Consider the following 24722-nt stretch of genomic DNA (forward strand, 5'->3'; position numbering starts at 1 on the left):
GTTTTATAAATAAAACCCTATCATAAGCCAATTTTGCTTGCTTAATTGATAGATTTAAGGGGTTGTTTATGTCTGAGCACAATTTAGAGAATAATTTGCGGAAAGATTTGGGTTTACTTTCTGCACTATCACTAGTTGTTGGAATGGTTTTAGGGGCTGGTGCCTTTATGAAACCGCCAGCGGTACTAGAAGTAGCTGGGGATTATAATTTTGCATTGTTAGCTTGGATAATCGGTGGTGCTTTTTCTATTTGTGGTGGTTTAACACTCTGTGAATTGGGCGTTATGTTCCCGAAAACAGGTGGCATGTTAGTTTATTTAGAAAAGATTTATGGTGCAAAAGTTTCACATCTATATGGTTGGATGATAACCGTTTTATTTGCGCCATCATTAGTAGGCGCATTGGTAGGATATTTTAGCTCAGTTTGTTGTTTATTATTTGATATCAATGATTCTTATCGATTGGCGGTTAGTGCTGGGGTTTTGGGGTTCATTGCATGTATCAATTCAATAGGGGTTAAACAAGCTGGATATCTGCAAACCATCGCTACTTTTTGTAAACTCATTCCAATTTTGTTGTTAGCAATATTTGGATTATGGAAAGGTAATGGTCAAGTTGCATTATTTAGTTCAAGCGGCCAAGGAATTGAAACTACTGCGCCATTTGCAGTAGCAATATTGGCAACCTTGTTTGCTTATGATGGTTGGGCGCAAGTAGCGTCCGTTGCTGGTGAAATTCGTAATCCATCAAGAGTGTTACCCAAAGCCATTATTCTCGGCATTATATTTTTAGTAATAGTTTATGCCTGTATTAATATTGCATTATTCAAAATATTTCCTGTAAAAGAGATGGTTACGCTTGGACACGATGCATCTGCGGTGGCTTCACAACGAATGTTTGGACATTTAGGTGGTAATTTAGTTGCAGTTGGCATTATGGTTTCAATTTTAGGCGGTATCAATGGTTATATCATGACGTTATCGCGAACTATGTTTAGTATGGCGGAACGAGGTACGATTATTGGAGCACGTTTTTTAAGTACTATTGATGAAGATAGCCGTTCTCCGGTTAATGCCATTATTGTTTTGGTCATTTTTTCGTTTTTGTATTCAATATTACTAGATGCTGATCGGTTATCTGAGATTTCAATGTTTGCGATTTGGGTATTTTATCTACTTACTTTTGTTGGCGTGATTATTGCCAGAAAAAAATATGCTGACGTGCCTAGGCCTTATAAAGTTATCGGTTATCCAATTATTCCCATTGTGGCTATAAGCGGAGCAGCTTATGTTATTTATGGTATGTTGATTTATCAAACTGTAAACGGTATTGCTTCAATCTGTTTGACATTGATAGGTTTACCTTTGTACTACTATTATCACAGAAAAAATCATAATAAAGAGCTTTCACTTGGTGAAATGAAAAGATATCGTGTCAAAACACAATACGTTATTGCTTGTGGAACTTTAATCGTTATAACTGCATTAATTGTGTATGGTTATATCATCAATTGAAATATATTCCTTAATAAATACATTTAATAAACCGACTATTGTCGGTTTATTTTTTTAAACTTAGATATAACTTGAAATTAAGCTATAAATATTTTGATCATAATAGTTGCCATTAAGATATTCTGCTTGTTTAAGTGTTCCTTCATAATCAAAACCACAACGCTGAGCAACTTGGTTGCTTTTTAAATTAGCTACTGAGCATTTTATTACAAACCGTTTAATAAATTTTTTTTCAGCATAATAATGTGTTAGTGCTTGGACGGCTTGCGTAATAAAGCCTTTTCCTTGTGCTTTGCTATCTAGCCAATAGCCTATATAAGCTGTTTTATTGCTTTTATCAATATGGTTAAAGGAAAGTAATCCAACTGGTATGTTATTATTTAAAATAACATAGGTTTTAGTTTCATCTCGTTGATGTTTAATAAAACAATCTGCTAAAAAGTTAGCCGTATCTGACTCGCATTTGTTTGGCCATGCCATAAATTGACTGAACAAAATACGATTTGAATCAATAATGTGATATTAGCATAATAAGCCGTTGCGGTTTTTAGATAAATATCTTCAGTGACATAAATTCCATTTTGTTGGTTATCATTCATTTTTTATTCCTTTAAAAAACAACTATACAATGACTATTTTTATAAAATTGCCAGACTGATTAGTCTGGCAAATTAGATGGATTTTAATCTATACAATATTATCTATTAATCATTATGGGTATCGCTTTTCGGTTTAGCTACATAGTTATACACAACTAATAAAGCGAAGATACCAACAATAATCATCATGATAACATCTTTATTAAACCATTTTGCCATATTACCAAGTAAAATGCCTACACCACAAAAATCGACATCAGAAAACGTTGTATTGGCAAAACCAAGTGATCCTAACACAGGTAATAATACCACAGGTAAGAATGTCACTAATAAACCATTAGCAAATGCGCCAAGCATTGCGCCTCGACGTCCACCCATTGCATTACCAAACACGCCAGCAGTTGCACCACAGAAGAAATGTGGAACCACGCCCGGTAAAATCAGTACAGCGTTAAGTTGACCTAGAACAAATAATCCGACTAATCCACCTAAAAAGCTGAATAAAAAGCCAATTAATACGGCATTAGGGGCATAAGGAAATACGACAGGACAATCTAAAGCTGGTTTGGCATTCGGGACTAATTTTTCTGAAAATCCTGTAAATGCAGGGACAATCTCGGCAAGAATTAGGCGTACGCCTTGCAGTATGATAAAGACACCCGCTGCAAAAGTAATCGCCTCAATGATGGCATAAACTAAATAATTATCACCACTGCTAAGATTGCTTTCAACATAATTTGAACCGGCAAATACAGCTAAAATGAGATAGATAATCATCATGGTTAACGAGATTGAAATTGAACTGTCACGTAAGAAGCTTAAGTTTTTTGGCAAATTCATCTCTTCGGTTGAACGAGATCCTTTTCCAACTGCCATTCCAAGCCAACCAGCTAAGACATAACCTAGTGTACCAAAGTGACCAAACGCGACATCGTCATTACCAGTAATTTTGCGCATTTGTGGTTGAGCTAAAGCTGGGAAAAACGCCATAATTAGCCCTAAAACTAATGCGCCAGTAAAGACTAATTGCCAATCTTTAAACCCTGAGACAGTTAGAATAATACTAATCATACAAGCCATATAAAAAGTATGATGACCAGTTAGAAAGATGTATTTTAAACGAGTAAATCGAGCAACGATAATATTTGCAATCATGCCAAACGCCATAATTAAAGCAGTTGCTGTGCCATACTCATTTAATGCCATTGAAACAATGGCTTCATTGTTGGGAACAATTCCTTGTAGTTCAAATGCTTGTTCAAACATTAAGCCTAATGGGGTAATGGCACTAATGAGTACTGTTGCACCACCGCCTAATACCAAGAAACCTAAAATAGTTTTAATGGTTCCTTTAACCGTATCGGCAAACGATTTACGCTGAGCCAATAATCCTACCATTGCGATTAAACCAACAAGTACCGCTGGAACTTTTAGGATATCAACAATAAATTTTACTATTTCCTGAATCATAGTAACACCTCAAAATTTGCTTAGTTTTTGGCAAAATGTTCAACGAGTTTCTTTTCCAAATCGTTGATATCAATAATATTATTTAATACTACTAATTTTTCGGTTGGAATTCCTGAGCTGGTAGCTAGATCTTTTGTCATCACGAACAAATCAGCTTGATCGGGTGTTGCTGACGCTAGATCAGCGTGAGTGACTTCTGCATCAATGTTTAGTTTTTTGAGTACTTTTTTGATATTCATTTCTACCATAAAACTACTACCAAGGCCTGAGCCACAAACTGCCATAATTTTCATATTGTTTATCCTTTTACTTATACGTTGGAAATTAATATTGTTTGATAACCGCCAAAATTTCATCACGATTTTGTGCATTGAAAATTTTCTGGATATCGTCAGATTCGCCAAACAGTGCCGCCAATTGAGTTAACATTTCGATATGGCTGGTACTATCCTTAGCGGCTAATAGAATGATTAAATAGACTGGATCGTTTTCTTCTGAATTAAATTTAACGCCTTCTTTAACTAGTAACATCGATAGGCTTAATTGGTTTACGCCCTGTTCTGGCCTTGCATGAGGCATTGCAATTCCGGGTGCCAATACATAATAAGGTCCTATTGATTTGTGTAGTTCAAAAATAGCCTTAATATAATCTGATGTAATTGTTTTATTCTTTAATAATGGCTCAGCACAAAGTGTTATCGCTTCTTGCCAATCTTCGACTGAATCAACAACATTGACTGTTTCATTAGTTAACCATGTACCTAACATTTTACCTCCATTAAGGCCGTTAATCATTTTGATAATCGGTTAGAAAATTATCATATTAAGTAATAATAGAAATCAAAAATTGTCAGAAATGTGATAGCGCTATCAAAGTTAGAAAAATTTTCTTTGATTGTGTGACATAGATAACATTTTTAATGTATTAATTCTAAACTATTCCGCTTTGACATACTAGAATTAGAAAGAAAAAAGTCAGAATTTAGCTATAGACTGCTTGATGCATTGTAGATGATTATTGAGTAATCGTACTATCTTTACAAAAAAAATTGTATGCGTAAATGAATATATAAATCAAATTCAATCGGGATGAAAGATGCAGGATACTAAAAAACGTCGAAATACAGGGCAGATTACTTTATTTGATGTTGCTAAATATGCTGGCGTGGGAACAATGACGGTCTCTCGGGCTTTACGCACGCCGGAAAGGGTATCAGATAAGCTTCGACATAAAATTCAATTAGCTGTTGAGACATTGGGCTACAAGCCGAATGTCGCCGCCAGTTTATTAGCATCAGCCAGCGCCAATCGAGTGATTGCCGTTATTACCACTCGAATTTATGATTATTCTGTAAGAATATTGCTTGATTCGCTACAGACACAGTTAGCTAAAGAGGGGTATACCACGCTTATCATTGAATCTTATCATTACCATAAACAAGAGTCCCAATTATTAGAGACACTTTATAGCCATAATCTTGAAGCTGTCTTGTTGTTTTATGTTGAAAATGATGAACTTATAAAAAAAATTGTTCAAAATAAAACAATCACCGTAATGAATATTGGTAAAAAATATGATGAATCAATCGATGTCGATGTTGGCTATGATGATAGTTTAGCGATGTATAAATTAACAGAGCATGTGATTAATAAAGGGTATCGAAATATTGCCTTACTTTGTGCAAATCAGCAATATCATCTATTTCAACAGCGTTTACATGGTTGGCATAAAGCGATGCTCAATTATCACTTGCCGACTCATCGTATCATTCATGCAGCCAAACCAGCGAACTTTAGTACCGGCGCACAGTTGCTTGCCGATATTTTGTTAAACTGGTCTGAGGTTGATGCGTTAATTTGTACCACCGATGAATTAGCTTGCGGTGTGCTATATGAGTGTCAACGGCGACATATTCGAGTTCCTTATCAATTGGCAGTCAGCGGTTTTGGTGATAATGAGTTTAGTGAAGTCTGCTTTCCGCCGTTAACCACTGTTGCGTTACCGTCTAAACAAATTGGCGAATACACAGCGGCGTTATTGCTAAATAAATTAAAAAATGGGGAGCCAATTAAATCAGAAAGCACGGAGTTTTTACCGATCATAAAATCACGAGCTAGTTTGTAATAAAAAATAATAAAAGAGATAATAAAAAAAGCCTACTCAATGAGCTGGCTTTTTTATTTAAATTGGTCGGCGAGAGAGGATTCGAACCTCCGACCCACTGGTCCCAAACCAGTTGCGCTACCAAGCTGCGCTACTCGCCGTTAGGATGCGCATAATACTGCGCTAACCTCGATGTGTCAATAGTTACCCCTAAAAATTATAATGATAATTTTTATTTTGTGAAAGGAGCGGGGGTTTTGCCAATTCTTTGGTAAAACTCGATGACAAATGCTTCGTAACGTTGATTAGCAACCGCTTCACGAATTTCAGCCATTAAGCGTTGATAATAACGTAAATTATGAATGGTATTGAGTCGTGCCCCTAATATTTCTCCACATTTGTCTAAATGATGAAGATAAGATTTAGTGTAATTTTTACAGGTGTAACAATCACACTCAGGATCGAGTGGGGTAGTGTCATCTTTATATTTTGCATTACGGATTTTAATGACCCCATTAGTAACAAACAGATGCCCGTTACGTGCGTTACGAGTTGGCATCACGCAATCAAACATATCAATACCACGACGAACACCTTCAACTAAATCTTCAGGTTTACCAACACCCATTAGATAACGTGGTTTATCAGCTGGTAATTGTGGACAAGTTCCTTCTAAGATACGATGCATATCGGCTTTCGGTTCACCCACCGCTAATCCGCCAACGGCATAGCCGTCAAAACCAATTTCGGTTAATCCTTTAATCGAGATATCACGTAATTCTTGATGTATGCCGCCTTGTACTATACCAAATAAGGCATTTTTATTGCCTAATTCGTCAAAACGTTGGCGACTACGTTTTGCCCAACGTAGAGACATTTCCATTGATTTTTTGACATAGTCCCACTCGGCAGGAAACGGCGCACATTCATCAAAAATCATGACGATATCAGAACCAAGATCATATTGGATTTCCATTGAAATTTCAGGTGATAAAAAGATTGAATCACCATTGATAGGGTTACGGAAATAGACGCCTTCTTCTTTAATTTTTCGAATATCACCAAGACTAAAAACTTGGAACCCTCCAGAGTCGGTTAAAATCGGGCCTGGCCACTGCATAAAATCATGCAAATCACCGTGTTTACGCATAATTTCTTGTCCAGGTCTTAACCATAAATGGAAAGTATTACCCAATAAAATTTGTGCACCTGTAGCAGCGACTTCTTCAGGGGTCATACCTTTGACGGTACCATAAGTGCCAACTGGCATAAATGCGGGTGTTTCAACTGTATATTCAACACCACGACGATCGAACTTCATTCGTCCACGACGAGCTAAGCCGTCAGTATTATCTAGTTCAAATTTCATTTTTTGTGTTAACCTCTTGCGACCAAATAAACAGTTTGGCGCTAATTATTGATATAATACGTTATCGTATTATTTTTGCGGTGCGTAGTTTATCGTGCTAAACCTAAATAGACAATATCTATAAGGATCTTTGAGCTTTTGAAATATATTATTTTATTATTTGTAGTAATGTTAGTTGGATGTCAAAATCAAATACAGCCAACTATCATTTCATCTGAACGAATTAAAACATTATCTGACTCTGATATATTAGCTATTAGCCAACAAGCTTGCATTGAAAATGATAAGAAGGCAATTATTGCACCTGATTATCATTTTCTTAGTAAGAGATTATCTAATCTTAACAATAAGTTACCTAGAAAAATAAATAATATTGAATTAAGTTACAAAGTTTATCTTGATAGTGAACCTAATGCTTGGTCTACAGCTAATGGTTGTATTCGAATAAATAGTGGATTGATGAAATTACTTGAAGATGATGAGTTACAAGCAGTGATTGCTCATGAACAGGCTCATATTGCACTAAAACACGGAATAAGTTTACTTAGACAAGCGCCTTATATTGAGATTACTGATAAATCCAATGAAATAGTGATTATGGTAAAAGAAGAAATTTCCCATCAATATGAGGTTGAAGCAGATAATTATGCTTTTGATTTATTAGTTAAGGAAAAAATAGATCCCAAAGGATTGGTTAATATGTTAACAAAAATGCCAATTCATGCTAAAAATCAACCAACATCCCATCCAACTAATATAAATCGTATTAATAACATCACTAACAAGTTAAAGCATTATTAGTATTTTTATATTTTGCCAATTAAATTTAGGTAAAATTTAATTGGCTATAACTTATTTAGTAATTAGCATGGCATCACCATAACTAAAAAAGTGATATTTTTCGTTTACTGCATGTTGATAAGCTCGCATGGTATTTTCATAGCCAGCAAATGCAGAAACTAACATTATTAAAGTGGATTCAGGTAAATGAAAATTAGTAATAAGTGCATCAATTACTTTAAAATCAAAACCTGGATAAATAAATATCTGAGTATCTTCAAAAAAAGGTGCAATTTTGCCAGATTGTTTTGCTGCACTTTCCAACGCTCTGACTGATGTTGTACCGACAGCAATGACCTTATTTCCTCGGGCTTTGCATTCTAAAACAGCTTTGACAACTGATTCTGGCACTTCTGCATATTCAGCATGCATGATATGCGTTTCTATATTTTCAACTCTTACTGGTTGGAATGTCCCTGCACCGACATGCAACGTTACAAATTCCATTTCGACACCTTTGTTTTTAAGCTTTTCTAATAAAGGCTCATCGAAATGAAGACCTGCTGTTGGTGCAGCAACTGCACCAGGTACTTTACTATAAACAGTTTGGTATACCTCACGATCTTGATCTTCATCAGGTCTATCTATGTAAGGTGGTAAAGGGATGTGTCCAATTTCATTTAAAATTTTAAGTACATCATCAGGAAATTGTAATTCGAATAAAGTATCATGGCGAGCAAGCATTGTAACGCTAATATTATTTTCCTCACCTAAAATGAGTTCAGCACCTGCTTTAGGTGATTTAGATGCTTTTATATGTGCAAGAGCTCGATTATCTTCTAATAAACGTTCAATCAATATTTCAATTTTTCCACCAGATGCTTTTTTTCCATATATTCGAGCCGGAATCACTTTTGTGTTATTAAAAATAAGTAAATCTCCTTGATTGATGTAATCAGTGATATCAGTAAATACTTTATCTTCAATATGACCTGTACGGCTGTTAAGTGATAATAATCGGCATGAACTTCTTGTTTCTGATGGGTATTTTGCAATCAGTTCTTTTGGTAGTGTAAAATCAAAATCTGACAGTTGCATATTTGTGTTCCTCAAAAAATGAGGCACTAGTCTAAAGTGCTAATAATGACTAAGCAAGTAATTATTTGTTGATTATTATTAAATTTGCGTTAAAATTCAAAAAATCTAGCTTTAAGTTAGAAAAAAGTAAAATTTGTTAATATAAGGAAAAGAGTATGAAAAAACATCAAAAAACTTTGCTTGTTGCACTACCTTTAGTTGCAGCTATGTCGTTAGCTGGTTGTAAAAACATGAGTGCTAACGATTTAACTAGTCTTGGCATGAAAGGTTTGAAAGCGGCAACACTCAGTGATAATGATGTGAAAGCATTAAGCCAAAAATCATGTGCACAAATGGATGCTCAATCAAAAATTGCTCCAGCTAAAAGTGCTTACGCCAAACGTTTAAATAAAATTGCCAAAGCTCTTGGTAATAATATAAACGGTACACCAGTTAACTATAAAGTATATATTACTAAAGATGTTAACGCATGGGCAATGGCTAACGGCTGTGTACGTGTTTACAGCGGTCTAATGGATATGATGAATGACAACGAAATCGAAGGTGTTTTAGGTCATGAATTAGGTCACGTAGCTTTAGGTCATAGTAAAAAAGCAATCCAAGTTGCTTATGCTACAGAAATTGCTCGTGATGCAGCAGCAGCATCAGGTAATGCAGCAGTTGCTAAATTATCTAAATCAAGTATTGGTAAATTAGCAGAAAAAGTTATCAATGCTCAATTCTCACAAGCTCAAGAACAAGAAGCGGATAACTTCTCATTTGATTATTTAATCAAGAGAAAAATTAATCCAGCTGGTCTTGCAACAGCATTTGATAAATTAGGTGGCGGTGAATCATCAATTTTAAGTAGCCATCCATCTTCATCTAAACGTGCACAAAATATCCGTAATAAATTAGCTGAATTAAAAAGATAATTAATTCACATTACTGGTTAAATAAAAAGCGCCAATTCCGGCGCTTTTTTATTGGTATCTAATTATTGTTTATAACTTGATAAAAAGTTACCAAAGCGGTTAATGGCATCTTCAAGATCACCGGTATGTGGCAATGCAACAATTCTTACATGATCGGGTTTGTGCCAATTAAAGCCACTGCCTTGCACTAACAATACTTTTTCTTGTAATAAAAAGTCTAATACTAATTTTTGGTCATTGTGAATATTAAACTTTTGTTGATCCAGCTTTGGAAACAGGTATAACGCGCCTTGTGGTCTGGTGCATGAAACGCCCGGAATTTCATTTAATAACCGCCAAGCTAACATACATTGATCATATAAACGACCGCCCGGCACAATAAATTCATTTATGCTTTGATATCCGCCTAATGCACCTTGAATAGCATGTTGTAATGGCACATTGGCGCATAAACGCATCGAGGCGAGCATATTTAATCCTTCAATATAGCCTTTTACATGCTGTTTAGGTCCACAAAGCGCCATCCAACCTTGTCTAAAGCCTGCTACACGATAAGTTTTTGATAAACCGCTCATGGTAACAACAAATAAGTCAGGAGCAAGGGCCGCAATCGAATGATGAACGGCATCATCGTATAAAATCTTATCGTAAATCTCGTCTGCAAAAATAAGCAAATTATGTTGGCGAGCAATTTCGGCAATCTCAAGTAACACTTCTTTGCTATAAACTGCACCGGTTGGATTATTAGGATTAATGATCACAATCCCTTTGGTTTTGGGGGTGATTTTTCGTTTTATATCCTCTAAATCCGGTGACCAGTTGGCCTCTTCGTCACATAAATAGTGAACGGCATTGCCACCGGATAAACTAATTGCCGCTGTCCATAATGGGTAATCAGGCATAGGCACTAAAACTTCATCCCCACTATTGAGTAGCGCTTGCATCGATTGTACAATCAGTTCAGACACACCATTGCCGATATAGATATCTTCAATATCTAAATTGGTAATTCCTCTGGCTTGATAGTGTTGCATAATGGCTTTACGAGCTGAGTAAAGCCCTTTTGAATCGCAATATCCTTGCGCAGAAGGTAAATTACGAATGACATCAACCAATAATTCATCTGGGGCGGCAAAACCAAAAGGGGCGGGATTTCCAATATTGAGTTTAAGGATAGTTTGACCTTCTTCTTCAAGTCGTTTTGCATGATCTAAGATAGGTCCACGAATGTCGTAACAGACATGATCCAATTTATTGGATTTTTGGAAATTTATCATAACTTCGCCCTTTCAATTTATTCTAATGATATTTTTATTTTTGTTGAAAAAAACAATCTACTCCTATTTCGATAATTTTTGAAGATGTTATTATAATCAACTCAATAAATATCTTTTAATTGTGTGAATTTTGTGCGGAGTATGTGATGAAAACGATCTTAACTGTCATTGGAAAAGACCAAACCGGAATAATTGCGGGAATTAGTCAAAAGCTGTTTGAATTAGATATTAATATCTTAGATGTGAGCCAAACGATTATGGATGAATATTTTACCATGATTATGTTACTTGATTTATCCAAAATAAAAGTCTCGTTTGATGAAGTTAAAACTTCGTTAACGCAAACAGGCGACAGACTCAAGGTAAAAGTAAATATTCAGCGAGAAGAGATTTTCGATGCTATGCATCGTTTGTAATTTCAATTCTAATTCTACATTTCTTACTTAAGGATAGGACTAATGGAAACAAAACAGATCCTCGAAACAATTAAAATGATTGAGGAAGAAAAACTTGATATCCGCACAATAACCATGGGTATTTCTCTCCTTGATTGTATCGATAGTAATGGTGAGAAAGCTCGCCAAAAAATTTATGACAAAATAACGACATTAGCTAAAGATCTTGTCAAAGTTGGGGATCAAATCACTTCCGAATTTGGCATCCCTATTATCAATAAACGTATTTCCGTCACGCCGATATCTTTAATTGCCGGCGCCAGTGATGATAAAGATTATGTTGCCTTTGCTAAAACCCTTGATAGAGCAGCTAAAGCCGTTGGTGTTAATTTTATTGGTGGGTTTTCTGCCTTAGTACAAAAGGGCTATCACAAAGGTGATGAGATTTTAATTAAATCCATACCGCAAGCGCTGGCTGAAACTGAGCGAGTGTGTGCATCGGTCAATGTTGGCTCAACTCAAACCGGTATCAATATGGATGCGGTTAAGCAAATGGGGCAAATTATCAAACAAGCGGCAGAGTTAACCGCTGATAATAGTAGCATGGCATGTGCAAAATTAGTTGTATTTGCCAATGCAGTTGAAGACAACCCTTTTATGGCCGGCGCATTTCATGGTGTTGGTGAAGCCGATTGTGTGATTAATGTCGGCGTGAGTGGACCTGGCGTTGTTAAACGTGCGCTTGAGAAAGTAAAAGGTCAACCTTTTGATGTGGTTGCCGAAACGATTAAAAAAACTGCATTTAAAATTACCCGTATGGGGCAATTAGTTGGAAAAGAAGCATCAGAGCGCTTAGGTGTGAAATTTGGTATCGTAGATTTATCGCTCGCACCGACGCCGGCGATTGGTGATTCGGTTGCGCATATTTTAGAAGAAATGGGACTGGAAGTTGTCGGCACACATGGCACAACGGCAGCTTTGGCGATGTTAAATGATGCCGTTAAAAAAGGCGGCGTAATGGCGTGTGGTCATGTTGGTGGTTTAAGTGGCGCCTTTATACCTGTTTCCGAAGATGCCGGCATGATTGATGCGGTTAATTGCGGTGCACTTAATCTGGAAAAACTCGAAGCCATGACCTGTGTGTGTTCAGTTGGTCTTGATATGATAGCTATACCGGGTGATACCTCCGCTGAAACGATTTCTGCTATTATTGCTGATGAAGCGGCAATCGGTGTCATTAACCACAAAACCACTGCCGTGCGGATTATTCCGGCTGCGGGATTAAAGGTGGGTGATAATATTGAGTTTGGTGGATTACTCGGTCATGCTCCTGTGATGCCGGTGAGTAAATTCAGTTCATTTGATTTCATTCATCGTGGCGGACGAATTCCGGCACCAATTCACTCTTTCAAAAATTAAATAACCTTCAATACTTATTGTGATTCTATCTATTAAATTGCTAATAGCAGAATCACAATTGCCTAACTATCTGACTATCTAACTTGGTATAACTATTCTCAGATATTTCTCGCATTTTTTTAGCGATAACTTTTATCCCTATGATGTGCAATTTTATGGATATTTTTTGGTATCAAATCCAATAGTCTGCGCTGTTTTAATTTCCTAAAATCAATGACATCAAATAATTACTGTATGAGTTAGTCATCAAAATCAACCCGATTTAAAAATGACTAACGACATAATGATGGAGGATGAAATGGAAAATGAATCTAATAACCAGCTGTTTTGTAACGATCTGATTGTGTTAGATAGAGACTTCCAAAATTCAAATCAATTTTTTGATTTTACTTTTTCAATTCTACAACGTGGTGGTTATGTTAATCCAACATTCTTAGAAGCGATTAAACACCGAGAGTCTTTATTTCCGACCGCTTTACCGACCAAACCTTATGTGGTGGCAATGCCACATACCGATATCGAACATGTTATTAGACCATTCATTTTCTTTACTCGAGTGAAAGGAACAATCCCTTGGTGTGAAATGGCAAATAATGATCATGTTTTAGAGGCTAATTTTATATTTCTATTGGGATTTAACCAAAAAGATGGACATATTGATTTATTACAAAAATTGATGTCCTGCTTGGTAAATTCATGTTTTTTAGAGGCGCTATATCAGGCAAAAACAGAACATGAAGTTTTTAACTTATTGACGTCAAATATCCATTTATAAGGAGGCATTATGAAAAAGGTTATTGTTGCATGTGGGAGTGGAGTGGCCACATCACAAACGGTTGCAAGTAAAGTGACACGCTTATTAAAAGAGAGAAATCTTAATGATATTAAAGTGGAAGTTGTCGATCTTAAGTCGGTTGATTCTCACATTAAAAACAGTGCGGCATACATTGCTATTACCAAAATTGAGAAAACATATCCTATCCCGGTTATTAATGGCATTGCTTTTTTAACCGGAATAAATATGGATGCAGAACTACAAAAAATTATCGATGCCTGCAAATAGGAGTGTAATTATGGACTTTCTTGGAACAGTTATAAATTATATTTTGAATTTAGGTGCACCGGTATTTGTGCCTATCATAATGCTCATTGCGGGCTTAATTGTCCGTATGAAATTTCGAGACGGGGCATCGGCCGCTATTACTTTAGGTGTTGCGTTTGTTGGAATGAGTATGCTGATTGGTTTTATGGTTGGCGCAATAGGCGCTGCTGCACAAACCATGATGGAGCGAACCGGTATTGAGCTTAGTATTGTTGACGGTGGTTGGACAACAATGGCAAATGTTTCGTGGGCTTGGCCATATGCTTTTTTAATGTTTCCACTGCAAGTAGGCGTCAATATCTTAATGCTGGTATTGAAAAAGACCGATACGTTTAATGCTGATTTATGGAATGTATGGGGTAAAATTTTTACTGCCTTTATTGTTGTTGCCGTAGCAACGCCACTTGTGGGCGGAATAATTGCGCTGATATTGGCTTTTGTTGTTGCAACGTTGCAAATTATTTTAGAGCTCAATTCCGGTGATATTAATCAGCATCGAATCGAAAAGTTAACCGGTATTCCGGGCGTAACTTGTACGCACCGAATGCTATTTTTCAGTGCCATTTATTATCCTTTTGATCTTCTATTACGCAAAATCCCCGCTTTGAATAAGCCAATGGATGCAGCAACCTTGCGTTCTAAACTAGGGGTATTTGCTGAAAATCACGTAATCGGATTTTTATTAGGTGTCATTTTTGGGATTATTGCTGGTTATGATGTGGCGGCCATTTTAATGCTAGGAGTACAAGCGGCGACCGCTTTAATGCTGTTCCCGATGATCTCAAAATTATTTATGCAGGCGCTATCTCCGATATCCGAAGCGATCAGCGATTATATGAATAAACGCTTTGCCGGTCGTAAACTGTTTGTTGGTCTTGATTGGCCGTTTATGGGTGGAGCAAGTGAAATCTGGTTTACTTTAATTGTCGCCATTCCTATCACCTTAATTTGGGCAGTAATTTTACCCGGCAATAAAATCTTACCATTTGCCGGCATTATTAATATCGCACTGGTTGTGCCAGCTTATATTTTAACCAAAGGCAATACATTAAGAATGGTGATTTTAGCTATCATCGGTGTGCCATTTTTTCTGTTTGTCGGAACGCAATTTGCGCCAATTATTACCGATTTAGGCTTAGCCACTAAGGCGATTGATATTCCAAACAACCAACTTATTTCTAACAGCTCTATTGATGCACCTGTCTTTACTTATGCATTTTCATTTATTTGGCAATGTTTACAAGGCTATTTTGTTCCATTGATATTGGCTATTTATTGGTGCACTGGCTATTTCTTTTATGCACGTGAACTCAAAAAAGAGGCACAACAAGATAGCGTTGATCTGAAAATAGATGAGTAAAACAGGACTATTTGTAAACAGGTAATTAGTACAAACTGATGGTAATGCTCGTTATCATCAGATAACGAGCAAGAGGCTAATAATTATATGGTTGTTGATAAAAGAATTCATGCTGTTTTAAATGCATTAATTCAAAATCCAAGTGTCAGTGGCGTAGAGCTGCAAAATAAATTTGGGTTAACCCGTAAACAGCTTAGTTATACCTTAAAAAAGATTAATGATTTTCTTGAGTCATCAAATCTTGAATTAATTAAACGATTTAAAACCGGAAAATTTAGCATTCCTAAAGTCGTGATTGAAACCTTTAGAGACGAACCCGTCTCGCTTTCTATTGGTCGATATATCTATTCAGAAGATGAAAGAGTGCATCTACTGCTATTTTTTTTATTAACCAGAACTGAGCGCTTGTCATTAATTCATCTCTCCTCAGCGCTGACCGTTAGCCAAAATACGGTGATTAATGACATTAAAAAAGTGCAAACCCTGCTCGATCAATATCATATGCAGGTAACTTATGATCGTGAAAATGGTTATCGCATTGTTGGCACGGAAATTAATAAGCGCTATTTATTATTAAAGCTAATTCATCGCATCATTAATATGCCAATAGCCGATAAAATTTTTCGGCACAATAAGATTATTACTCAAGGCCGATTAGAACAAGTCGGACAAGTGTTTAGTGAAATTGAACGAAAATTAAAAATTATTTTTACGGATGAACAACTGCAAGAATTAACCTATTTTATTGGTTTTATGCTACACCGAATTGAAACCAACAAAAAAATAGAGTTATTGCCGGAAAACTATACCGATGTAGCAAACAGTCGTGATTTTCAATTAATGAAAAAATTAATTGAACGCTTTGGCATTACCGATCTGAATGAGCAGATTTTTTTAACGGTATTGGTACAAAGTTCCAATATCCAAACATTATCAGACAAATATTTTCATCTCGATGCCGTGTTATTAGAGAGTGCAGTTGAAGTTATCGATAATTTTGAACAGATCAGCTGTATTACTTTTCAGGACAAAAGTGAATTAATTGAACGTATTTATCAACACTGGAAACCGGCCTATTATCGCATCCGTTACCATATCACCAACATCAACAGTGTTTACGATATTGTTTTGCAAGAGTTTGGGCATTTACATGAAATGGTACGTAAAGCCATAGCGCCATTTGAAAAGATACTGCATTGTAATATGCCGGATGAGGAAGTGGCGTTTATTACCGTTTTATTAGGCGGCTGGTTAACCCGAGAAGGGCTAATTAACCAAATTAAAACAAAGAAAATTGCCATAGTTGTTTGTGAAAATAGCGCCACAGTCTCTACTTACTTATATTTGACTTTACAGGTGTTGCTTCCGGAACTTCACTTTTCTGATGCCATGTCTAAACGAGAGTTTGAAAAGTATAAACACTATTATGACATTGTTTTTTCAACCTCACATTTATCCACCGATAAACTGCTCTTTATTGTTAACCCTTCGTTGAATAATTTGCATAAAAATGCATTACGTAACCAAGTTATTGGCACATTACAAGGGATTGACCCAAGCATTATCCAAGTTGAAGAACTGATGTTAATTGTTGAAAAGTTCACCCATATAAAAGACAGAAAGGCGCTACAAAAAGAGCTTACCGCCTACCTGTATAATGATGAACTCAATGACAATCCGCTACGAATCAACCAACAAGAGATCCCTTCGCTGGCGGATTTAATGCAAAAAGAGCATATCTACCTTGCCCAAACAGCCGATATTTCATGGCAACAGGCACTGGAATTAGCGGCTAAACCACTATTAAACGGGCAATTTATTGAACGTTATTATCTGGAACGAATGATCAATAAAATCCAATTTGAACAGCCCTACATTATGCTCGTTGAAGGGTTAATTATTGCGCATGCCGGTATTGATGATGGTGTCAATCAAGTTGCCATGTCGCTACTTAGGTTACCCGACAAAATCGATATTGGTGGCTATATGCAAGCCGATTTAATTGTAGTGCTAGCGACCAACAATCCACAAAAACATCTTAAAGCATTGGCGCAATTAAATGAGCTATTAGAACTTCATGACGGTTCAACCCATTTACGCCAAGCCAAAAATAATCAAGAAATTTGGGAATTATTTGCCCGCTATCAATGAATATTTTGCCTAAAAAGGAGTGTTAAAATGTTAGAGATTCAAAAACAATATGTTGTCGATATGGCTAAGAAATCCAGTGAATGGGGACTTTGTAAACATAAAGCAGGTAATTCAAGTGTTCGGGACAAACAGACCGGCTATGTGCTAGTTACCCCAACAACCATTGATAAACAACTATTAACAGCACGTGATATTGTGGTTATGGATCTAGATGCTAATGTGATTGAAGCGCAATCCGGATTAAGACCGACTAGTGAATGTTTGATGCATTTGGAAATTTATAAGGCTCGTCCGGATGTGTTTGCCGTTTCACACACCCACTCAATTTTTGCAACGGCATTTGCGGTATTAGCAAAGCCCATTCCGGCAGTTGTTTATGAGTGTGCTATTTTGAATTTAAAAGACGGCGTGATTCCGGTTGCGCCATATGGTCGCCCTGGTACGCCGGAACTGTCAACTAGTGTCATTGAGCCAATTAAGCGAGCCGATGCCATTTTAATGGAAAAACATGGCGCCATTGCGGTGGATAAAGATCCTTATGAAGCGGTATTAAAAGCGGCCTACATTGAAGAAATGGCAGAGATTTATTACCACGCATTGTTGATTAATGGCGGTAAAGATCCGGGTGGATTCCCGCCGCAAGAGTTACAAAGTTGGGCATATCCTTCTCAAATAAAATTTAAACAATAGGGTAGGTGGATAATGAAAGAGAGGAAAAGTCACGCTTAAATGACAGAAACAAACAAGTTAATAAATCCGCCAACACTGTTAGCGGATTTATTTTTTTAAGACATCTGAATATATTCATTCATATATTTTAAAATATAAGCCATTGAAACAGCGCCCGGATCCATATGACCAATAGCACGTTCACCTAAGTTTTTAGCTCGACCAAATACCGCTATCATCTGTTTGGTTTGCTCTGCGCCTTCCATTGCTGATTGGGCAATTTTAGGTAACGCCTCTTTCAAGGGTAATTGGCATAATTCATTTGCGCTGGTTGCCGCAGCTGCTAAAGCATCAACCATGGTCTTATCACCCGGTTTAGCATTGCCTCGTTGATAGACAGCTTGCCAACCTTGATTAAGTAGTGTTGCTAATGTGCTGGTATTAAATTCTGCCTCACCAATAATACTTTTACCACCAGCTCTAAATAAAGTGCCAAATATTGCACCGGAAGCCCCGCCCATACTGGTCATTAATTTTGTACCAACTTGATTGAAAAAATCACCAATATCATTTGGCTTAAACTGATTGTCTTGTAACAGTACTATTAATGTCGCAAATCCTCGCTTCATACCAATACCATGATCGCCGTCGCCAACAATTTGATCTAAAGCGGTTAATGTTGGCTCACTTTCCACCATTTTTTCGGCGACAAATAACATCATTTTACGTAGTTGTGACAAGTTCATTCTATTTTCTCCATCCTAAGGTTTGGCAAGGTAGGTCATAAAGGTGTTGTAACTGCTGATCTAATTTCATTAAGGTGATCGAAAAGCCGGACATTTCCAATGAGGTACAAAAATGGCCAATGGCAATATCATGGCTGATTATGCCTCGTGAATCGAGTTCAATACCGACTTTTCTGGCAATGATTAAAAGTTCGGTATTACTCATCGCACCTAAGTTATTAATCAGTACGCATACCCGATCGGCACGCACAAAAGGTAGATCGTCACACAATCTATCTATCATCTCTTTAACCACATCGTCGGTGGAGGTCATTGTTTGACGGCGTAAACCGGCTTCACCATGAATACCGATACCAATTTCAATTTCGTTATCTGCCAGTTCAAAGTTAAAGTTATTCGACTGAGGCAAAGCGCAACCATTGAGCGCTACACCGATAGTGCGTACGTTATTATTGGCTTTTGCTACGACTTGATAAAGCTGGTCAAGATCATATTTTTCCAATTGCGCTGCTGCGCCGGCTATTTTATAAAGAAACATAATACCGGCAACGCCCCGACGATCTGAGATTTTAGAAAGCGGAGCAGAAGCAATATCATCGGTTGCGCGAATGGTTTTGGTGGTAATATTTTCTTCGGCTAAAATTTCGGCAGCAATATCAAAATTCATCCCGTCCCCGGAATAGTTACCATATAAAAATAGTGCGCCATGACCTTGATGTGTGGCTTTGGTCACTTCAATTATTTGATCAGGTGAGGGCGAGGTAAACACTTCGCCAAGAGCACAGCCGTCAATGCTACCTTTACCGATAAAGCCGGCAAAAGTTGGCTCGTGACCGCTTCCGCCACCGGAAATAACCACAACTTGATCATCTGTGATGTGATTGCCATAAACGGCAAAGTAGTTTGGAATTGCAGTGAGTTTGCCATTATATCCATATACTAAGCCTTGCATCACTTCTTGCCTGACATTGTTAGGATCGTTGAGTAATTTTTTAGGTTTGCGCATTTGCTTTTCCTCTTTATTAAGCATAATTAACCAGCGATATTTTAGGAAAAACAAATAATTGAAACGAATAAAATTAATGACAAATAATATCCCACTAATTGCGCATCATCGGGATGTAAATTTAAAGTGTCTTGCAAAGCATATATTGCAACATGAGTCCTTGAAAAAGGATATATCGACATTATTTATATATAAATTAGTTAGCAAAGCAAATTATCTTTATTATTGGTAAACAAGTTTTTGGAGTGTTGGGTGTTTGACGATAAGCACCTTCGATAATCAATTATGAAATCAGAATCCTACTTTCAACGTTTTAGCGGTATTGCAAGGCTCTATGGTGAAGCAGCATTAACGCAATTTTCACAAGCTCATATTTGTGTCATTGGTATTGGTGGTGTTGGGTCATGGGTGGCCGAATCCCTTGCCCGTAGTGGTATTGGGCAAATTACCTTAATTGATATGGATGATGTGTGTATCACCAATACTAATCGGCAAATTCATGCGTTAAATACCAATATTGGTAAAGCTAAAACTGCTGTTATGGCTGAACGAATTTTACAGATCAATCCTCAATGCATCGTCAATGTCATCGATGATTTTATCAGTCCGGATAATGTTGCAAATTATTTAGGGTCGAAACAAAACCCATGCTTCAACTTTATTATTGATGCCATTGACAGCGTGCGTGATAAAGCTGCGCTTTTAGCACACTGCAAGCGAAATAAATTAAAAGTTATCACCATTGGTGGAGCTGGCGGGCAAAAAGATCCGACCAAAATTAAAATTGCTGATTTAGCTAAAACCATTCAAGATCCGTTAGCGGCTAAATTGCGTGAGCGCTTAAAAAATGATTATAAACTCAATAAAGATAGTAAAGGTAAGTATGGCATAGCGTGTGTTTTCTCGACTGAACAGTTAATTTATCCAGCTCCAAACGGTCAGGTTTGTTCAACTAAAAATCAAGCTGAAGGTAGTAAGAAAATGGATTGTCAGTCCGGATTTGGTGCTATTACTACCGTGACAGCGACTTTTGGTTTTGTGGCTGTGAGTTATGTATTAGACAAGTTAATTAATGTTTGATTTTTAATTCAATTTAGCTAAAGAAACAATTTTGCTTCCTTTAGCTAATTAATTATATTTCTTTAAAATCTTCAAATTTAATTCGCTTAAAGTAATAATAAATTTTGTTCTTTTAAAGAACATTCATTTTTTGTTAAATATCTTATTGTATTAAGTAAAAAACTGATTTACGATATTCCACAATTTCGTTTTGCTATTACAAATATGTTCAAGGAAGACGCCAAACGATCCCAGTTTATTTTTTAATTTTCAAGGAGAAATCTATGGCAGTAACCAATATGAATGAGTTAAATGAGTTAATGACTCGAGTGAAAAAAGCTCAAGAAACTTATTCTACTTATACTCAAGAGCAAGTTGATAAAATCTTCGTAGCAGCAGCAACAGCTGCAGCCGCAGCTCGAATCCCTCTTGCACAGCAAGCTGTTGCTGAATCAGGAATGGGAATTGTTGAAGATAAAGTTATCAAAAACCTATTTGCTGCTGAGTATATTCTTAATAAATATCGCAATGATAAGACTTGTGGTGTTATCGCTGAGAATGAACCATATGGGACCATTACCTTAGCTGAACCGTTAGGGATTATTTGTGGTATCGTTCCAACAACAAACCCAACATCAACTGCAATCTTTAAATCATTAATTAGCTTAAAAACTCGTAATGCTATCGTATTTTCACCTCATCCACGCGCTAAAAAATCTACCATTGAAGCAGCTAGGATTGTGCTAGATGCTGCAATTAAAGCTGGTGCTCCAAAAGATATCATTGGTTGGATTGATGAACCATCTATCGAATTATCTAATGCATTAATGCATCATGATAGTGTGTCAGCTATCTTAGCTACTGGTGGTCCAGGTATGGTTAAGGCAGCTTATAGTTCTGGTAAACCAGCATTAGGTGTTGGAGCAGGTAATACTCCTGTAATTATTGATGAAACAGCTGACTTAAAACGTGCTGTTGCATCAGTATTGATGTCTAAAACATTCGACAACGGTATGATTTGTGCCTCAGAACAAGCTATTGTGGTTGTTGATTCTGTTTATGATGAAGTTCGTAGTTTATTAAAACAATATGGCGCTTATATTTTAAATGCTAAGGAAACCAAAGCTGTTCAAGGTATTATCTTAAATGATAAAGGTGCTTTAAATGCTAATATCGTTGGTCAACCAGCGACTAAAATTGCTGAATTAGCTGGATTTAAAGCGCCGGCAGGTGCAAAAGTGCTTGTTGGTGAAGTGAGTAAAGTTGACTTATCAGAACCATTTGCTCATGAAAAACTTTCTCCAACTTTAGCTATGTTTAAAGCTAAAGACTTCAATGAAGCAGTAGATAAAGCTGAGAAATTAGTTGAAATGGGCGGTATGGGTCATACTTCTGTTCTTTATACTGACCAAGATAGCAATCGTGATCGTGTTGCTTATTTCGGTAGTAAAATGAAAACATGTCGTATTTTAATTAATCAACCAGCTGCTCACGGTGGTATTGGTGATTTATATAACTTTGATTTGGCGCCATCTTTAACACTAGGATGTGGTTCTTGGGGTGGTAACTCGGTCTCAGAAAATGTCGGTCCGAAACACTTAATCAACAAGAAAACAATCGCTAAGAGAGCAGAAAACATGTTATGGCACAAATTACCAAGTTCTATCTATTTTAAACGTGGCTCACTTCCAGTTGCTTTAAATGAAGTAATTGAACAAGGTGCCAAACGCGTATTTTTAGTAACCGATAAATTCTTATTTAACAATGGTTACTCAAAACAAATTACCGATCAACTTGAAGAGCGTGGTGTAATTTGTGAAACTTTCTTTGATGTTGAAGCAGACCCAACATTAAGTGTTGTTCGTAAAGGTACTGACTCAATGATAGCATTCCAACCGGATACTGTTATTGCTTTAGGTGGTGGTTCTCCAATGGATGCCGCAAAAATTATGTGGGTACTTTATGAACATCCAGAAACAAAATTTGATGAATTAGCATTGCGCTTTATGGATATCCGTAAACGTACTTGTCATTTCCCTAATATGGGTAAAAAAGCCAAATTAATTTGTGTGACAACTACTTCTGGTACAGGTTCTGAAGTTACACCGTTTGCGGTAGTAACAGATGATGCAACTGGCCAAAAATATCCATTAGCTGATTATGCAATTACACCAAATATGGCAATTGTTGATGCTAACTTAGTAATGAATATGCCTAAATCACTTTGTGCTGCAGGTGGTTATGATGCGGTAACTCATGCCTTAGAAGCTTATGTGTCAATTATGGCAAGCGAGTTCTCTGATGGACAAGCATTACAAGCATTGAGCATATTGAAAGCATATCTACCTACAAGCTATAAAGAAGGGGCTAAAAACCCAGTTGCTCGTGAAAAAGTGCATAGTGCTGCAACGTTAGCTGGTGTTGCATTTGCTCAAGCATTTTTAGGTGTTTGTCACTCTATGGCTCATAAAATTGGTGCTGCATTCCATATCCCTCATGGTGTGGCAAATGCAATGCTGATTAGTAATGTTGTTCGCTTCAATGCAACAGATAAACCAACTAAACAAGGTACATTTAGCCAATATGGTTATCCTCAAGCCGTTAGACGTTATGCTGAAATAGCTGACCATTTAGGCTTAACTGCTGCATCAGACAAAGACGAGAAGAAAGTTGAGAAATTAATTGGTTGGTTAGATCAATTAAGAAAAGATCTTGAAATTCCATTCTCTATTAAAGAGTTTGGTATTGATGAAAAAGCTTTCTTAGCTCAAGTTGACCAACTTGCAGTTGATGCATTTGATGATCAATGTACAGGTGCTAACCCTCGTTATCCTTTAATTGCAGAATTGAAACAAATTCTACTTGATACTTATTACGGTCGTGCATATCAAGATAAAGGTGATATCAGCGAAGATGTAGCAGTACATACAGCAGCTAAAGGTGTTGCTTCAACTAAGAAAAAAGCAACGACTAAAAAAGCGACAAAAAAGAAATAATTTAACACATTATTTTTGATTAAATAAAAACCTGAAATAGTCTATATTTCAGGTTTTTTTTATATTTTTGATTTTTTTTTAAGCAAACAATAAAAAAAATGTTTTTTTTGCTTGCAAGGTTAAATGTTCTAGTCCATAATGCGCAGCACTTAGGCCGGCTTAGCTCAGTAGGTAGAGCAACTGACTTGTAATCAGTAGGTCGCCAGTTCGATTCCGGCAGCCGGCACCATTTTCCTAAGTAAACAGTTTATAATGATTCGGGGTGGGGTTCCCGAGCGGCCAAAGGGAGCAGACTGTAAATCTGCCGTGTCACACTTCGAAGGTTCGAATCCTTCCCCCACCACCATTATCTAACATTAGCAATTGCTAATTGAAGCATTTAGGTAGCCGAGTTTGAACATGCGGGCATCGTATAATGGCTATTACCTCAGCCTTCCAAGCTGATGATGCGGGTTCGATTCCCGCTGCCCGCTCCAATTGCTGATATAGCTCAGTTGGTAGAGCGCACCCTTGGTAAGGGTGAGGTCGGCAGTTCAAATCTGCCTATCAGCACCATTCTTGTTACTTTCCTAAACTTCTAAAAAAATTATATTTGATAGCTTTAAAGCTTGTCACTAGATGGCTTTATCTGTTATTATGCAAAGCTAATTTTAAATTAGTATTATGTTAAAACTAAATATGATACTTGGTTAAT

23 protein-coding genes and 5 tRNA genes are annotated in these 24722 nt (G+C 36.8%); 17 read left to right on the forward strand and 11 right to left on the reverse strand.

The window, feature by feature from the left end; translation table 11 throughout:
- Window positions 1-68: 68 nt before the first annotated feature.
- On the forward strand, window positions 69-1514 hold the full coding sequence (locus J3U16_RS00370) for an APC family permease (RefSeq protein ID WP_065735055.1): 1446 nt from the start codon (window positions 69-71) through the stop codon (window positions 1512-1514).
- A 60-nt stretch (window positions 1515-1574) separates the two neighbouring features.
- On the opposite strand, the gene J3U16_RS00375 is transcribed toward J3U16_RS00370, so the two are convergent.
- The 5 genes from J3U16_RS00375 to J3U16_RS00395 form a co-directional block, all read right to left on the reverse strand.
- Window positions 1575-1994, reverse strand: coding sequence for a GNAT family N-acetyltransferase (locus J3U16_RS00375; protein WP_267342326.1), 420 nt, complete (start codon window positions 1992-1994; stop codon window positions 1575-1577).
- Window positions 1949-2113 carry a hypothetical protein gene (locus J3U16_RS00380; protein ID WP_267342328.1) on the reverse strand — a complete coding sequence of 55 codons (165 nt, stop codon included), beginning with the start codon at window positions 2111-2113 and terminating at the stop codon, window positions 1949-1951. The genes J3U16_RS00375 and J3U16_RS00380 overlap by 46 nt, the downstream gene beginning before the upstream one ends.
- A 105-nt stretch (window positions 2114-2218) precedes the next feature.
- Complete coding sequence (locus J3U16_RS00385; protein ID WP_267330972.1) at window positions 2219-3583, reverse strand: PTS ascorbate transporter subunit IIC; 1365 nt, start codon at window positions 3581-3583, stop codon at window positions 2219-2221.
- 20 nt (window positions 3584-3603) lie between these two features.
- Window positions 3604-3876, reverse strand: a complete 273-nt coding sequence (locus J3U16_RS00390; RefSeq protein ID WP_065562042.1) for a PTS sugar transporter subunit IIB — start codon at window positions 3874-3876, stop codon at window positions 3604-3606.
- A gap of 31 nt (window positions 3877-3907) precedes the next feature.
- A complete protein-coding gene (locus J3U16_RS00395) occupies window positions 3908-4351 on the reverse strand; it encodes a PTS sugar transporter subunit IIA (RefSeq protein WP_267330973.1) in 444 nt (147 codons plus the stop codon).
- Window positions 4352-4679: 328 nt separating this feature from the next.
- Here J3U16_RS00395 and J3U16_RS00400 point away from each other — a divergent pair, with 328 nt between their 5' ends.
- Entirely contained in the window at window positions 4680-5708 is a 1029-nt protein-coding gene (locus tag J3U16_RS00400) for a LacI family DNA-binding transcriptional regulator (protein ID WP_267330974.1), read from the forward strand.
- A 63-nt stretch (window positions 5709-5771) separates the two neighbouring features.
- Here the strand turns inward: J3U16_RS00400 and J3U16_RS00405 are convergent.
- A tRNA-Pro gene (locus tag J3U16_RS00405) sits at window positions 5772-5848 on the reverse strand.
- A gap of 71 nt (window positions 5849-5919) precedes the next feature.
- Window positions 5920-7056, reverse strand: coding sequence for a tRNA guanosine(34) transglycosylase Tgt (tgt, locus tag J3U16_RS00410; RefSeq protein WP_267330975.1), 1137 nt, complete (start codon window positions 7054-7056; stop codon window positions 5920-5922).
- Between the two features lie 138 nt (window positions 7057-7194).
- Between tgt and J3U16_RS00415 the strand changes: the two genes are divergently transcribed.
- Window positions 7195-7857: a M48 family metalloprotease gene (locus J3U16_RS00415; RefSeq protein ID WP_065735061.1), complete on the forward strand. Its 663-nt coding sequence runs from the start codon at window positions 7195-7197 to the stop codon at window positions 7855-7857.
- Between the two features lie 51 nt (window positions 7858-7908).
- On the opposite strand, the gene queA is transcribed toward J3U16_RS00415, so the two are convergent.
- Complete coding sequence (gene queA / locus J3U16_RS00420) at window positions 7909-8934, reverse strand: tRNA preQ1(34) S-adenosylmethionine ribosyltransferase-isomerase QueA (protein ID WP_267330976.1); 1026 nt, start codon at window positions 8932-8934, stop codon at window positions 7909-7911.
- 155 nt (window positions 8935-9089) lie between these two features.
- Here queA and J3U16_RS00425 point away from each other — a divergent pair, with 155 nt between their 5' ends.
- Window positions 9090-9848, forward strand: a complete 759-nt coding sequence (locus J3U16_RS00425) for a M48 family metalloprotease (protein ID WP_065735063.1) — start codon at window positions 9090-9092, stop codon at window positions 9846-9848.
- A 62-nt stretch (window positions 9849-9910) separates the two neighbouring features.
- On the opposite strand, the gene J3U16_RS00430 is transcribed toward J3U16_RS00425, so the two are convergent.
- Window positions 9911-11125, reverse strand: a complete 1215-nt coding sequence (locus tag J3U16_RS00430) for a pyridoxal phosphate-dependent aminotransferase (RefSeq protein ID WP_065735064.1) — start codon at window positions 11123-11125, stop codon at window positions 9911-9913.
- Window positions 11126-11271: 146 nt separating this feature from the next.
- Between J3U16_RS00430 and J3U16_RS00435 the strand changes: the two genes are divergently transcribed.
- The 7 genes from J3U16_RS00435 (at window position 11272) to J3U16_RS00465 (ending at window position 18242) form a co-directional block, all read left to right on the forward strand.
- On the forward strand, window positions 11272-11541 hold the full coding sequence (locus J3U16_RS00435) for an ACT domain-containing protein (protein WP_065562050.1): 270 nt from the start codon (window positions 11272-11274) through the stop codon (window positions 11539-11541).
- Between the two features lie 42 nt (window positions 11542-11583).
- Window positions 11584-12939 carry a PFL family protein gene (locus J3U16_RS00440; protein WP_267342330.1) on the forward strand — a complete coding sequence of 452 codons (1356 nt, stop codon included), beginning with the start codon at window positions 11584-11586 and terminating at the stop codon, window positions 12937-12939.
- Between the two features lie 298 nt (window positions 12940-13237).
- Window positions 13238-13714, forward strand: a complete 477-nt coding sequence (locus J3U16_RS00445) for a PTS sugar transporter subunit IIA (protein ID WP_267330978.1) — start codon at window positions 13238-13240, stop codon at window positions 13712-13714.
- A gap of 9 nt (window positions 13715-13723) precedes the next feature.
- Window positions 13724-14002, forward strand: a complete 279-nt coding sequence (locus J3U16_RS00450) for a PTS sugar transporter subunit IIB (RefSeq protein ID WP_220218834.1) — start codon at window positions 13724-13726, stop codon at window positions 14000-14002.
- Window positions 14003-14012: 10 nt separating this feature from the next.
- A complete protein-coding gene (locus J3U16_RS00455; protein ID WP_220218835.1) occupies window positions 14013-15401 on the forward strand; it encodes a PTS galactitol transporter subunit IIC in 1389 nt (462 codons plus the stop codon).
- 87 nt (window positions 15402-15488) lie between these two features.
- Window positions 15489-17552, forward strand: coding sequence for a BglG family transcription antiterminator (locus J3U16_RS00460; protein ID WP_267342331.1), 2064 nt, complete (start codon window positions 15489-15491; stop codon window positions 17550-17552).
- Between the two features lie 27 nt (window positions 17553-17579).
- Window positions 17580-18242: a class II aldolase/adducin family protein gene (locus J3U16_RS00465; RefSeq protein WP_065562056.1), complete on the forward strand. Its 663-nt coding sequence runs from the start codon at window positions 17580-17582 to the stop codon at window positions 18240-18242.
- Window positions 18243-18337: 95 nt separating this feature from the next.
- Here the strand turns inward: J3U16_RS00465 and dhaL are convergent, their stop codons facing one another.
- On the reverse strand, window positions 18338-18967 hold the full coding sequence (gene dhaL / locus J3U16_RS00470) for a dihydroxyacetone kinase subunit DhaL (RefSeq protein ID WP_267330979.1): 630 nt from the start codon (window positions 18965-18967) through the stop codon (window positions 18338-18340).
- A 1-nt stretch (window position 18968) separates the two neighbouring features.
- The gene (locus tag J3U16_RS00475; RefSeq protein WP_267330980.1) at window positions 18969-19973 is read right to left on the reverse strand and encodes a dihydroxyacetone kinase subunit DhaK; all 1005 of its coding nucleotides are present in this window, start codon (window positions 19971-19973) and stop codon (window positions 18969-18971) included.
- Window positions 19974-20258: 285 nt separating this feature from the next.
- Between J3U16_RS00475 and tcdA the strand changes: the two genes are divergently transcribed.
- The 6 genes from tcdA (at window position 20259) to J3U16_RS00505 (ending at window position 24583) form a co-directional block, all read left to right on the forward strand.
- Entirely contained in the window at window positions 20259-21053 is a 795-nt protein-coding gene (gene tcdA, locus J3U16_RS00480; protein WP_267330981.1) for a tRNA cyclic N6-threonylcarbamoyladenosine(37) synthase TcdA, read from the forward strand.
- Window positions 21054-21316: 263 nt separating this feature from the next.
- Window positions 21317-24028, forward strand: a complete 2712-nt coding sequence (gene adhE, locus J3U16_RS00485; protein WP_065735067.1) for a bifunctional acetaldehyde-CoA/alcohol dehydrogenase — start codon at window positions 21317-21319, stop codon at window positions 24026-24028.
- A gap of 153 nt (window positions 24029-24181) precedes the next feature.
- Window positions 24182-24257, forward strand: a tRNA-Thr gene (locus tag J3U16_RS00490).
- A 32-nt stretch (window positions 24258-24289) separates the two neighbouring features.
- Window positions 24290-24374, forward strand: a tRNA-Tyr gene (locus J3U16_RS00495).
- A 55-nt stretch (window positions 24375-24429) separates the two neighbouring features.
- Window positions 24430-24504, forward strand: a tRNA-Gly gene (locus tag J3U16_RS00500).
- A gap of 3 nt (window positions 24505-24507) precedes the next feature.
- Window positions 24508-24583, forward strand: a tRNA-Thr gene (locus J3U16_RS00505).
- Window positions 24584-24722: the final 139 nt, after the last annotated feature.

This window comes from Gilliamella sp. B3023 (assembly GCF_026536845.1).
GTDB classification, from domain to species: Bacteria; Pseudomonadota; Gammaproteobacteria; order Enterobacterales; family Orbaceae; genus Gilliamella; species Gilliamella apicola_E.

Bases quoted from the DNA above. Each gene is read 5' to 3' on its own strand.
- J3U16_RS00370 (WP_065735055.1), top strand. From the start codon at position 69: ATGTCTGAGCACAATTTAGAGAATAATTTGCGGAAAGATTTGGGTTTA.
- J3U16_RS00375 (WP_267342326.1), bottom strand. From the start codon at position 1,994: ATGGCATGGCCAAACAAATGCGAGTCAGATACGGCTAACTTTTTAGCA.
- J3U16_RS00380 (WP_267342328.1), bottom strand. From the start codon at position 2,113: ATGAATGATAACCAACAAAATGGAATTTATGTCACTGAAGATATTTAT.
- J3U16_RS00385 (WP_267330972.1), bottom strand. From the start codon at position 3,583: ATGATTCAGGAAATAGTAAAATTTATTGTTGATATCCTAAAAGTTCCA.
- J3U16_RS00390 (WP_065562042.1), bottom strand. From the start codon at position 3,876: ATGAAAATTATGGCAGTTTGTGGCTCAGGCCTTGGTAGTAGTTTTATG.
- J3U16_RS00395 (WP_267330973.1), bottom strand. From the start codon at position 4,351: ATGTTAGGTACATGGTTAACTAATGAAACAGTCAATGTTGTTGATTCA.
- J3U16_RS00400 (WP_267330974.1), top strand. From the start codon at position 4,680: ATGCAGGATACTAAAAAACGTCGAAATACAGGGCAGATTACTTTATTT.
- tgt (WP_267330975.1), bottom strand. From the start codon at position 7,056: ATGAAATTTGAACTAGATAATACTGACGGCTTAGCTCGTCGTGGACGA.
- queA (WP_267330976.1), bottom strand. From the start codon at position 8,934: ATGCAACTGTCAGATTTTGATTTTACACTACCAAAAGAACTGATTGCA.
- J3U16_RS00425 (WP_065735063.1), top strand. From the start codon at position 9,090: ATGAAAAAACATCAAAAAACTTTGCTTGTTGCACTACCTTTAGTTGCA.
- J3U16_RS00430 (WP_065735064.1), bottom strand. From the start codon at position 11,125: ATGATAAATTTCCAAAAATCCAATAAATTGGATCATGTCTGTTACGAC.
- J3U16_RS00435 (WP_065562050.1), top strand. From the start codon at position 11,272: ATGAAAACGATCTTAACTGTCATTGGAAAAGACCAAACCGGAATAATT.
- J3U16_RS00440 (WP_267342330.1), top strand. From the start codon at position 11,584: ATGGAAACAAAACAGATCCTCGAAACAATTAAAATGATTGAGGAAGAA.
- J3U16_RS00445 (WP_267330978.1), top strand. From the start codon at position 13,238: ATGGAAAATGAATCTAATAACCAGCTGTTTTGTAACGATCTGATTGTG.
- J3U16_RS00450 (WP_220218834.1), top strand. From the start codon at position 13,724: ATGAAAAAGGTTATTGTTGCATGTGGGAGTGGAGTGGCCACATCACAA.
- J3U16_RS00455 (WP_220218835.1), top strand. From the start codon at position 14,013: ATGGACTTTCTTGGAACAGTTATAAATTATATTTTGAATTTAGGTGCA.
- J3U16_RS00460 (WP_267342331.1), top strand. From the start codon at position 15,489: ATGGTTGTTGATAAAAGAATTCATGCTGTTTTAAATGCATTAATTCAA.
- J3U16_RS00465 (WP_065562056.1), top strand. From the start codon at position 17,580: ATGTTAGAGATTCAAAAACAATATGTTGTCGATATGGCTAAGAAATCC.
- dhaL (WP_267330979.1), bottom strand. From the start codon at position 18,967: ATGAACTTGTCACAACTACGTAAAATGATGTTATTTGTCGCCGAAAAA.
- J3U16_RS00475 (WP_267330980.1), bottom strand. From the start codon at position 19,973: ATGCGCAAACCTAAAAAATTACTCAACGATCCTAACAATGTCAGGCAA.
- tcdA (WP_267330981.1), top strand. From the start codon at position 20,259: ATGAAATCAGAATCCTACTTTCAACGTTTTAGCGGTATTGCAAGGCTC.
- adhE (WP_065735067.1), top strand. From the start codon at position 21,317: ATGGCAGTAACCAATATGAATGAGTTAAATGAGTTAATGACTCGAGTG.